At 38.0% G+C, this 1,043-nt stretch carries 1 protein-coding gene; it reads right to left on the bottom strand.

The annotated features are described in order from the left end of the window. Nucleotides 1–1,043: IS4 family transposase (locus P0N36_RS15450; RefSeq protein ID WP_275843786.1), on the bottom strand; the 1,043-nt coding region annotated here is incomplete at both ends.

The following is a 1,043-nucleotide window of genomic DNA, read 5'->3' as shown; positions in this document are numbered from 1 at the left end:
TCCTGAATGTCGTCACTGAATCTGAAAAAGAGTTCACCAAAGGTTTTCTGGTCCTTTTCTTCACGTCTTAGCCATTCAGTCATGATATAACGGGTCATCACTATGGTTGTATGGCTAATCATCATATCATAGCTACGACCTTGAAACTCATTTCCGAGTTTCATTAGAGATTTTGTGGATTTGAAGAAAACTTCAATACTCCACCGGTTACCATATATGCGAACAATTTCCTCATTGGACAAGGAACAATCGGTACTCAAGATGACAAGCCAATCGTGCTTCTTATTACGGTTTTTGACATAAACCAACTTCACGGGAATACCGTTCTTGGTAGTCACCAAAACAGAACCGATAATGTTACTATTACGGCACTTGGGAAGCATTGTACGGAGATCTTTTAGATCAAAATTCTTCCCTTGATAGGTATATGTTTGCTTCATTTGTTTAACCATACCAATAACATCAATACCTTCCTCAAGACAGGATTTGATAAGTGGTTCATGAGTAAACCAAGTATCCATAAGCACATAACTGGCTTGAATGCCTTGATTTAAGGTGTTTTTTATCAACTGAACCGCAACATCACTTTTCTTCTGCATCGATTCAACACGACGTTTGTAACCGCAGGTACGCTTATCGATAGAGTCACTGGCTTCTTGATAACGGTTTGATTTTTCACCTGAAGAGAGCATGGCAAAATCAGTTGGTATAAAACTGTATCCATCTGACCACCCAAGAGTTAACATAGTAAATCCTTTCTTGTAACGATTGGATGTATGATCATGAACTCTGGCAAGTAGTTCAACACTTTTGCTTCTATTTCTTGAAATGATTGTATCATCGATAATTAAGACGTTAACACGCTCAGGTCGAGTTAGTTGGTTCATGGATGTAATAACCTTATTTGCTAATGTCAGAAGAAAACGTCGCCAGTTATAGGTTGAAACATTCAACATCCGATACATGGTATTCTTTGAATATGCTGTATCACCACGGTCAGAATCTAAGAATCTATATAGGTTCTTGCCTTGAAAAACCAGTAA

The organism is Petrocella sp. FN5, from assembly GCF_029210395.1.
GTDB lineage: Bacteria > Bacillota > Clostridia > Lachnospirales > Vallitaleaceae > Petrocella.
The sequence above is the reverse complement of the archived record's forward strand: the minus strand, read 5'-3'. Positions and strand labels throughout refer to the sequence as shown.